We start from the raw sequence: 10,083 nt of genomic DNA on the forward strand, positions 1-10,083 counted from the left end.
GCGCGTGCTGACCGAACTCCAGCCGTTCATCGGCCGCTTCCATCCGCTGCTCGTCCACCTGCCGATCGGCTTCCTGCTCCTCGCGGGGGCGCTGGAACTGCTGGCGCGGGTGCCGCGCTTCGAGGGCGTCGGGTTGCAACGGCTGATGCCGACCGTGCTCGGCCTCACCGCCCTCACGACACTCGGCGCCATCGTCACCGGCAACCTGCTGTCGTGGAGCGGCGAGTACGACGCGGCCCTCGTCGGGCGGCACCAGCAGTGGGGCCTGATGCTCGGCGTGGCCGTGACGCTGGCGTGTGTGGCGGCCTGGTGGCGCACGCGCGCCGAGGGTGCGGCCCCCGATCGCCTCTATGCCGGGGCCTTCGTGGTGGCGCTGGTGCTGGTGGCCGGCACCGGTCACTACGGCGGATCGCTGACGCACGGCGAGACCTACCTCACCGAGCACATGCCGGCGCCGTTCTCGGGCCGAGCCAGCGCCAGCACGACGCGCGGGCCGGTCGACCCGAGCGCCACGCTGGTCTTCAAGACCCTGGTCGCTCCCACCCTGGACGCCCGCTGCGTGACCTGCCACGGGCCGGCGCGGCAGGCCGGCAAGCTGCGGCTCGATTCCCCGGAGGCCATCCGCACGGGCGGCGAGTCCGGCGCGGTGATCGTGCCCGGGAGCGCCTCGGCGAGCCTGCTGGTGCGGCGCATCTTCCTGCCCACGTCCGACAAGAAAGCCATGCCGCCCAGGGGGCATCCGGCGCCGTCGCACGCCGAGGTCTCGCTGCTGCGGTGGTGGATCGATCAGGGCGCGTCGTTCGACCTGGTGCTGGCCGACGCCCAGGTCACACCGGACCTCGAGCCGGCGATGGCCGATCGGCTCGGCCCGGTCGATCTCGGCGCACCGTCCATTCTCTCGGTACGCGTCCAACCGGGCGACCCCGCCGCCATCGAGGCCGTCAAGGCCCTGAAGCTCCGCGTCGAGCCGCTGCAGGCCGGGTCGTCACTGCTGATGGTGCAGGCCCCGCCTGCTGCCCGCGCCTTCGACGATACGGCGCTGAAGGCCCTCGAACCGCTGAGCGCCCAGATCGCCTGGCTCGACCTCGGTGGCACGCAGGTCACCGACGCCGGCCTGTCGCTGCTGCTGCCCAGGCTCGTGAACCTGTGGAAGGTGTCGCTGGATCGCACGGCCATCACCGACCGCACCCTGCTGCCGCTCGGCAAGCTCCAGCGCCTCGAGTCGGTCAACCTCTACGCGACCTCGGTCACCGATGCCGGCCTGAAGGCGCTCGACGGTCTGCCCAGGCTCCGCTCGGTCTTCGCGTGGCAGACGCAGGTCACGCCCGCAGGTGCCGACGCGCTGCAGGCGGCCGCGAAGAAGGCCCGCGTCAACCTCGGGGCCCCACCGGCGCCCATCACCGGCATGACCACCGGCGACGATCAGGCGAGCACGGACGCGACCACGAAGAAGAAGGCCGACTAGGGCTCGCCCATCGTCACCACGACCTCGTGCACCGCGCCGTCGTCGACGATCGGGACGGCACCGCCGGGCACGTGCACGCCGTCGAGCGTCACCGACGCCACGCCGGAGGTACGGTGGCCGGGGTTCTCGACCGTGATGCGGTAGCGACAGGAGCCGACGCGCCAGTCGATGGTGTAGCCGGGCCAGGCCGACGGGATGCACGGGGCCACCGTGAACGTCGCGCCGCGACGGTGCAGACCGAGAATGCTCTCGAGACCAGTGCGATACATCCAGCCCGCCGAGCCCGTGTACCAGGACCATCCGCCCCGGCCGGTGTGCTCCGGATGGGCATACACGTCACCGTCGATCACGTAGGGCTCGGTGACGTAGCGCTCGACGCCCGCTGCGTCGCGGGTGTGGTTCACGGGGTTGACCATGTGGAACAACTCGACGACCTCGTCGCCATAGCCCATGCGCGCCAGCGCCATGATGGTCCAGAGCGCGGCATGCGTGTACTGGCCGCCGTTCTCGCGGATGCCGGGGATGTAGCCCTTGATGTACCCGGGATCCTTGGCCCCGCGATCGAAGGCCGGTGTGAGCAGCAGGAGCAGCCCGGCGTCACGACGCACCAGGTGCGTCCGCACGGCATCCATGGCGCGCCGGGCGCGCTGCGGTGGCGCCGCACCCGACAGCACGGCCCACGACTGACTGATCGAATCGATGCGGCACTCTTCGCTGCCCGCCGACCCGAGCGGCGTGCCGTCGTCGTAGTAGCCGCGGCGATACCAGTGGCCATCCCAGGAGAGCTCCAGGGCCCCGGCAAGTCGGCGCGCCTCCGCGAGGTATCGCGCGGCCGTGTCGGCCTCGCCGCGCGCGGCGGCCAGCGGCGCGAACTCGGTCAACACGCTGTAGAGGAACCAGCCGAGCCACACGCTCTCGCCGCGCCCCTCGTGGCCGACGCGGTTCATGCCGTCGTTCCAGTCGCCAATCCCCATCAACGGCAGGCCATGGGCGCCGGACGTCAGGCCGCGGTCGATCGCCCGTCGGCAGTGCTCGTAGACGGTGCCCGTGTCCGCCGAAACCTGCGGCAGGTCGTACACCTCGTGCTGTTCGGGCGTCAGCGGTGGCGCTTCGAGGAACGACACGTGTTCGTCGAGCAGCGAGGTATCGCCCGTGACCGTCAGGTACTCCGCCACGACGTACGGGAGCCACAGCAGGTCGTCGGAGCAGCGCGTCCGGGTGCCCCGCCCCGTCGGTGGGTGCCACCAGTGCTGCACGTCGCCTTCGACGAACTGGCGGCTCGCGGCCAGCAGGATCTGTTGGCGGTACAGGTCGGTACGGCTGAAGCCGAGCGCCATGGCATCCTGCAGCTGATCGCGGAAGCCGAACGCCCCGCCCGGCTGGTAGAACCCCGTCCGCGCCCAGAGCCGCGACGTCACCGTCTGGTAGAGGAGCCAGCGGTTGATCATCAGGTCGAACGAATCGTCCGGCGTCTGGACCTGGACAGCGCCGAGGATCTCTTCCCACAACGCGTCCACGCGCGCCAATCCCGCATCGACCCGCTCGGCGTCGCCGCAGCGTGCGACCAGCGCATGCACGTCGTCGATCGACGTGCCCTCACCGAGCAGGAACACCACGCGGCGCGACTCGCCGGGCTCGAGCCGCAGGCTCACGTGCAGCGCGGCGCACGGATCGAGTCCGGCGCCGAGTCGGTTCGAGAGCGCATCGGACAGCATGGCGGCCGGCGCGGCCAGCGTGCCATTGCGTCCGATGAACTCGGTGCGGTCCCCCGTCATCGATCGCACGGGCTCGCTGCACCACGCAAAGGCCACGCGTCCGGCGTACTCGCTCACGTAGGGATTGGAGGCGACCAGCGCCCCCGTGGTGGTGTCGCGCCCCGTCACCACCGACCGCTGCAGGCCGGGGCGCGGCGGGCCGAGCACCCAGCCGTTGTACCCGAACAGACTGAGACGACGCGGCCGCCCCGACGTGTTCGTGAGGGTGAGCACCGACGCCTTCACCGGCGCGTCGGTGAAGACGAACACCTCGAGCGACTGCCGCAGGCGCTGGGTGACGCGGTCGAACGTCGACACGCCGGCCCGATGCCGGACCTGCCAGGCGTCGCCAGCGCGGCGGGGCATCGGGGCCGGCGTCGCGCCCCAGGTCTCGCCACTGTCATCGTCCCTGACGAAGATCGCCTCCGACGTGCCTTCCGAGACCGCGTCGTTGTCGAAGGGCGTCAGACGGTGCTCGCGGCTGTTGATCGACCAGGTGAACGACGCGCCCGTCGACGTGATGAGCGTGCCGAAGTCGGGGTTGGCGAGGATGTTCGACCAGGGCCCCGGTGTGTCGCCGTCGTGACGCAGCGACACGACATACTCGCGACCGTCGGGGCTGAAGCCGCCGATGCCGTTGGCCATCAGGAGCGGACCGGGCTCGATCGCCCTCGGCCCGTCGTCGGCAAGCGGGAAGGCGCGCTGCGCGAACAGCGTCCGCGGCAGGGTGGGGTTGGGCGACGGACGATCGAGCTGTTCGGACAACTCGCCGCGACTGCCCGACAGCACGGCACGCGCGACCGACGTGAGGAGGCCACGGTCGGCCGCCGCCAGTCCGTCGGTGCGGAGCAGGAACACGCCGCCGGGCTTGTCACGCCACGCCCCCCACGACCCGCCGGCGATCAGGCTCGACAGGCCTTCGTGCACCTGATCGAGATAGTCGGCCGGATGCTCGTTGAGGATCACCACGTCGGCACGCAGCCCCTTGAGGCGCCAGTACTCCTGCGCCTGCAGCACATGGCGCACGAGTCGCAGGTCGTCCACCTGCTGCACCTCGACCAGCAGGATCGGCACGTCGCCCGAGATGCCATGGGCCCACAACGCCGACTGCCCGAGGGTGTTGCGCCCGAGCACGGCGGGCGCGGCGCGCAGCGACTCGTCGAGGTACAGCACGCGTGAGGCCAGGCGATCGTACTGGCGCGCGAGCTCGCTCGAGATCGCCAGGTGGCGCAGCAGCATCTGGCTGTGCGTGAACGCCATGGCCCCGGCCCGCGTCGCGGCACCACGGTCGTGGTAGCGCTGGGCCAGGGTGACGGCCAGTTCACGCGTGTCGGCGGCACCGGTCGAGAAGGCGAGGCGCGCGAAGCCGCCCGGTTCGAGCCGTACGCGCTGCCGCAGGCTGACCACCGGGTCGAGGACGGATCCGGTCGTGCCGGTCAGGGCGCGCCCATCGAGGGCGATCGGCGTGGCCATCGTCCGGCCCCGTCCGAGGAACCGCACGCGGCTGGTCTCCCACTCCGTCTTGGAGCTGGTGTCGCCGTCGAGGCTGAGCGCATGGAAGACCCAGGCGCGCGGTTCGTTGGCGGCACGGGGCCGACGACCGCAGATGAGGGCCGCGCTGTCGGGCAGGTACTCGGTCTGCACGAACAGCTTGCCGAAGGCGGGGTGCGCGAAGTCGTCCTCGGCCCGGCCGAGGACGACCTCGGCATAGCTCGTGACGTCGATTTCGCGGACGCGGTCGCTGCGATTGGTCAGCGACAGCCGACGCACTTCGACGTCGTCGGCCGCCGCCACCACCACTTCGAGCATCGACTCGATGCCGTCGTCGGTGCGGCGATAGACCACCTTGTCCGACGCAAAGGTGACGAAGCACTCCTCGGGCTCCCGCATGGTGGGGAACCAGGTCGGCGACCACACCAGCCCGGATCGGACATCACGCAGGTAGACGCACTGGCTGCCGACGTCGAGGGTCACGTCCTCGCGGGCCCGGGTGATCGAGAGATCGCGCCAGCGACTCGATCCGCCGCCGGCGTTGGTCAGCACGGCGACGTACGAGCCGTTCGAGAGGAACTGGGCGTGCGGATAGAACGTGTGGGCCGTCCTGAAGCGACGCAGCGGGATGCTCGGCGGCGTCCACGGCGTGCGCGTCAGCTCGACCGGTCGCGGCGGTGCGGCCGCGGCCTGTCGCGGAATGCGTTCCTGCAACAGCAGTTCGGTGGCCCGCACGTGCGAGTCGGCGTGGAACCGGTCGACCATGACGTTGTCGAGCAGCACGTTGGTGGCCGCCAGCAGCGACATGCCCTGGTGGTGCGCCATGAACGTGCGGACGACGACGCCCTCGGGTCTGGTGGCCGGGTGGGCGGCGTCATCGGCCTCCGGACCGCGACGCGGGGTGTAGTCGATGGCCTCGTAGTAGCCGAACCGTCCCTCGGCACCCGCCGCGGTCAGTCGCGAGAGATTCTTCAGGGCCGCCTGCGGCGCGATCGCCAGGGCCAGCGCCGTCGCGTAGGGCGCCACCACGAGATCGTCGGCCAGCCCGCGCTTGAAGCCGAGGCCAGGGACGCCGAAGGCCTTGTACTGGTAGGTGTCGTGCCGGTCGCGCACGTTGTAGGCCGACTCCGAGATGCCCCAGGGCACGCCCCGCTGCTTGCCGTACTGCATCTGGCGCACGATGGCGCCCTCGTTGCTGGTGTCGAGCAGCGTCCCGGGGAACGACCGCATCAGCAGCGACGGCATCAGGTACTCGAACATCGTCGCGCTCCACGACAGGAGCGTCGGCTCGCCGTCCACGCTCACGGCGCGGCGGCCCAGGTGGAACCAGTGACGTTGCGGGACGTCGCCCCGCGCGATGGCGAAGAAGCTCGCCAGCCGCGACTCCGACGCCAGCAGGTCGTAGAAGGACGCGTCGAGCACGCCCGGGCCGTCGGCGTCGGCAAGTCGGTAGCCGATGGAGAAGAGATGCCGGGTGCGGTCGTAGAGGAAACCGAAGCGCATCTGCTCGGCGAACGACCGGCAGCGCCCGGCCAGCGCGAGCAACTGGTCGCGCTCGGTGCCATCTGCGCCACCGGACACTTCCGCCGCCGGCGGCACACTGACGCGCAGCAGGGCCGCACGCAGCGCATAGGCCCACGACAGCACGGCCGACTCGTCGGCCTCGCCGCTCGGCTGCGCATCGGGCATCGCGAGCACGGCGTCGACGGCGACGACCGCCGCCGAGGTGCTGGTCGCCAGCGCTGACGGGGCGTCGTCGGCCGTGCGCAGGTCGGCGAGTACCCTGGAGGCGATGGCCTCGAGCCTGGCGTGGATGGCGACGTGCTCCGGGGCGGCGGCGCTGTCCGACGTCATGCCGCGGACGATGGTCGCGGTGTCGACGAGGCCCTCGCGCAGGTGCGGATCGCCATCGGGGCTGGCGGCCAGCGCGTCGAGCCCGCTGGCCAGCGTGACGAGGGACGTCGCGAGGTTGCCGCTGTCCACGGTGGAGACGTAGCGCGGCGCCAGTGGCGCCAGTGTCGCCGTGTCGTACCAGTTGAGCAGATGACCCTCGTGGCGCTCCAGCCCCTCGCAGGTGTCCAGGGTGTGTCCGACGCGGGCGATCAACTCACGCGTGGTGAGGAAGCCCAGATCGCGCGCCGCGAGCGTCGACAGCAGCCCCATGCCGATGTTGGTCGGGGACGTGCGGCGAGCGAGGCTGCGGCCCGGCGCCTCCTGGAAATTGTCGGGCGGCAGCCAGTGATCGTGGGGGCCGAGGAACACCTCGAAGAAGTGCCAGGTCTTGCGCGCGAGTCGCCGCACCTGCGCGCGCTCGTGCAGCGAGAGCGTCCGCTGTCGTGGCGTCCGCGGCTGGCTCAGCGCCCACGCGATCAGGGGCGCGGCACACCACCCGAGCAGGAAGGGCAGGGCCGGCAGCCAGCCACGACGCGGTGAGGCACTGACCGCTACGGCCGCCAGGACAGCGACGATCGGGCTCGACGCCATCTGGACCACGAACATGCGCAGCACCGCGCGTCCGCGCAGCCCCGCCGTCGCCGCCGCCACGGCCGAGGCCGTCTCCCACTCGAGCAGTCGCCGATGCGTGATGGCCAGGCGTGCCAGCGTCAGGATGATGGCGCGCACCATCTCCCATGCGTGGAACGGCAGCAGCATCAGCGCCAGCAGCGCCTGGGCCGCCGCGGTCTGCACGTCGTCGGAGATGGTCCGCAGGAAGACGCCGACCGACAGCCCGTGCAGCGGCGCCACGAGAAACCTGGCCAGCGCCAGCAGCGTGGCGGCGCCCGTGACGCCCAGGGCCATCGAGGTCCACACCGCCGGCCGCCCCGGCAGGATCGTCCAGCCGGCGACCAGCAGCGCGAGCAGCGCCGGCGGCACGAGACTGCGCCGGAGGTTGTCGAGAATCTTCCAGCGGCTGATGAACGGCAGCTGGTTGCGCGCCATGCCCTGCGCCGTCGGCACGTACGGGAACAGCCACAGCAGGATCTGCCAGTCGCCCCGCACCCAGCGCCGCTGTCGTCGCACATGGGCCAGCACGGTCGACGGATAGTCGTCGACCAGCTCGATGTCGGTGACCAGGGCGGCCCGTGCATGCAGGCCCTCGAACAGATCGTGCGAGAGCAGCGCGTTCTCGGGCACACGCCCCTCGAGCGTCGCCATGAAGGCGTCGACGTGATAGAGGCCCTTGCCGGCGAAGATGCCCTCGCCGAACAGGTCCTGGTACACGTCCGACACGGCCGTGGTGTACGGATCGACGCCCGTGTGGCCGGCATAGACGCGGGCAAACAGCGACCCGGCCGCGCTCGACATCGTCACGCTGACGCGGGGCTGGAGGATGCCGTACCCCTGCGTCACCCGACGCACCGCCGGATCGACCTCCGGCTGGTTGAGCGGGTGCAGCATGATGCCGAGCAGTTCACGCGCCGCGTCGCGCGGCAGGCGCGTATCGCTGTCGAGCGTCAGGCAGTACCGCACGTCCGGGAGCACCGAGCGGTCGCCGACGACGTGGTGAAAGCTGGTGTCCGTGGCGCCGCGCAGCAGGCGGTTGAACTCCTCGATCTTGCCGCGCTTGCGCTCCCAGCCCATCCAGCGCGATTCCTTGTCGTTCCAGAGGCGATCGCGGTGGAAGAGGTAGAAGCGGTCCTGCCGGTCGCGGCCGTGCCGCGCGTTGAGCTCGGCGATACCGGCACGCGCGGCGGCGAGAATGGCCTCGTCGCCCGGCAGATGCTCCGCGTCGGCGTCGGTGAAGTCGCTGAGGACGGCGAAGTGCAGCCGCGGATCGGCGTTGCCGAGTGCCTGTACCTCGAGGTGCGCGAGCAGGTCGCCCACCGCATCGACGTTGCCGAACAGGGTCGGCACGATGACCATCGTCCGGCCCTCTTCGGGGATACCGTGCTCGAGGTCGAGGCGCGGCAGCCGTCGGGGACGACTGAGACGGGCCGACATCCGCTGCACGAAGGCGGTGGCGAGGTCGCTGGCGGGAATCACGGCCAGCAGCGCCGCGAGCAGGATCAGTCCGTCGGATCCGCCGGCGGCCCGCGCGTAACCGGACGCTATCGCCACGAGCAGCAGCGTGACGAGGGCGACGGGCACGAGATAGAGCGGCGTGGGGTGCCGATAGAGCAGGCGCCGCAGCCGGCCGCGCACGCCGACGGCAGAGGAGAGCTGGCCTTCCAGGTACGAACGGCCCGGACCGATCAGGTAGTAGCCGACGTGGGCATCGCGCCCGTTGCGCAGGCGCGCACCCGACCGGCGGGCGGCTTCGACACTCTGCCTCGCCACGCGGAGCTGCCCTTCCCCGGTGCCGTCGGCCAGCGACTCGAGCGATTGCCGATAGCGATCCCGGCTGGCGAAATCCATCCGGCCATAGACGCCGACCGGATCGTGGTGCAGCACGGCCTCGACGAGGCTGACCGACTCGACGAAGCGGCTCCAGTCGTGACTGGCGCAGAAGCGGAGGCTCGTGATGGCATTGGCCATCGACACCTGGTCGGCGGCCTCGCGATGCCCCTCGACGCGGATGGCCTCCTCCGGCGTCATCCCGCGCCGCGCCAGCCAGTCGTCCAGATCGCTGCGCACCGAGGCAGCATGCGGGCCGTACTCGCGAATGCGCTGCAGCAGGCGCACGACGAACGGGAAGGTGCGCTGGTCATCGAGCGGTGGCGGCAGTGAGTGCGGATCGCGGGCATCGATCGCGACCAGGTAGGCGTCCGCCCTGGCGACCTCGTCTCGCGCGACGCGAATGCCCTCGGACAGCTCCGAGACGTAGGCGATCAGGCCAGCCTTGAGCAGGCTCGGCCAGGCCCACAGCTCGCCGATGGTCAGCGGCGAGACGGACTGATACGACGCCACGAAGCCGCGCAGGCGCTCGGCCTCGATGCGGCCATCGCTGTTGCGGATGACGTCCACCGCCATGGCCTCGACGCGGGCGATGACGGGCCCACCGGCCGGGCGCACCTTCGGCAACCGCCGGTAGTAGCCCGGCGGCAGGTCATGGTGGATGCTGCGGACTTCGTTGGCGATGAGGTGGAAGTTGTCGAGCAGCCACTCGGCGGCGGGCGAGACCGCTTCGGCCCGTCGCACGTCGTCGGCCACGGCGCGGTAAGCCTGGCCGAGCACGCGGGCATCACGGTCGAGCTGCCGCAGATGGGTGGGGCGATACCACCAGGGACTGCCCGCGGTGACGGGACGCAGATCCGCCGCGAGCTGCCGGGCGGAGGCCTGCAACCCACCAAGGTCGAGCGAATCGCCTCGAGAAGGAGGAGCCAAGAGAGCCATTGTCCCACGCGCGCTGCAGGCGACTTGCGCAACTCATCATTGACGCATCACGCGAGGACGAGCAAGACGCGCGCCCGCGAGGCGCGAGCTGAGCCGTGC

At 71.0% G+C, this 10,083-nt stretch carries 2 protein-coding genes; one reads left to right on the plus strand and one right to left on the minus strand.

All coding sequences use genetic code 11. The annotated features are described in order from the left end of the window. Window positions 1-4 precede the first annotated feature (4 nt). Window positions 5-1,465, plus strand: coding sequence for a c-type cytochrome domain-containing protein (locus Q0C41_RS05140; protein ID WP_291981552.1), 1,461 nt, complete (start codon window positions 5-7; stop codon window positions 1,463-1,465). Here the strand turns inward: Q0C41_RS05140 and Q0C41_RS05145 are convergent. Beyond that, complete coding sequence (locus Q0C41_RS05145; RefSeq protein ID WP_291981554.1) at window positions 1,462-9,975, minus strand: glucoamylase family protein; 8,514 nt, start codon at window positions 9,973-9,975, stop codon at window positions 1,462-1,464. The two genes, Q0C41_RS05140 and Q0C41_RS05145, sit on opposite strands and share 4 nt — an antisense overlap. Window positions 9,976-10,083 lie beyond the last annotated feature (108 nt).

The sequence above is a fragment of the Luteitalea sp. genome, from assembly GCF_022842525.1.
Lineage (GTDB): Bacteria > Acidobacteriota > Vicinamibacteria > Vicinamibacterales > Vicinamibacteraceae > Luteitalea.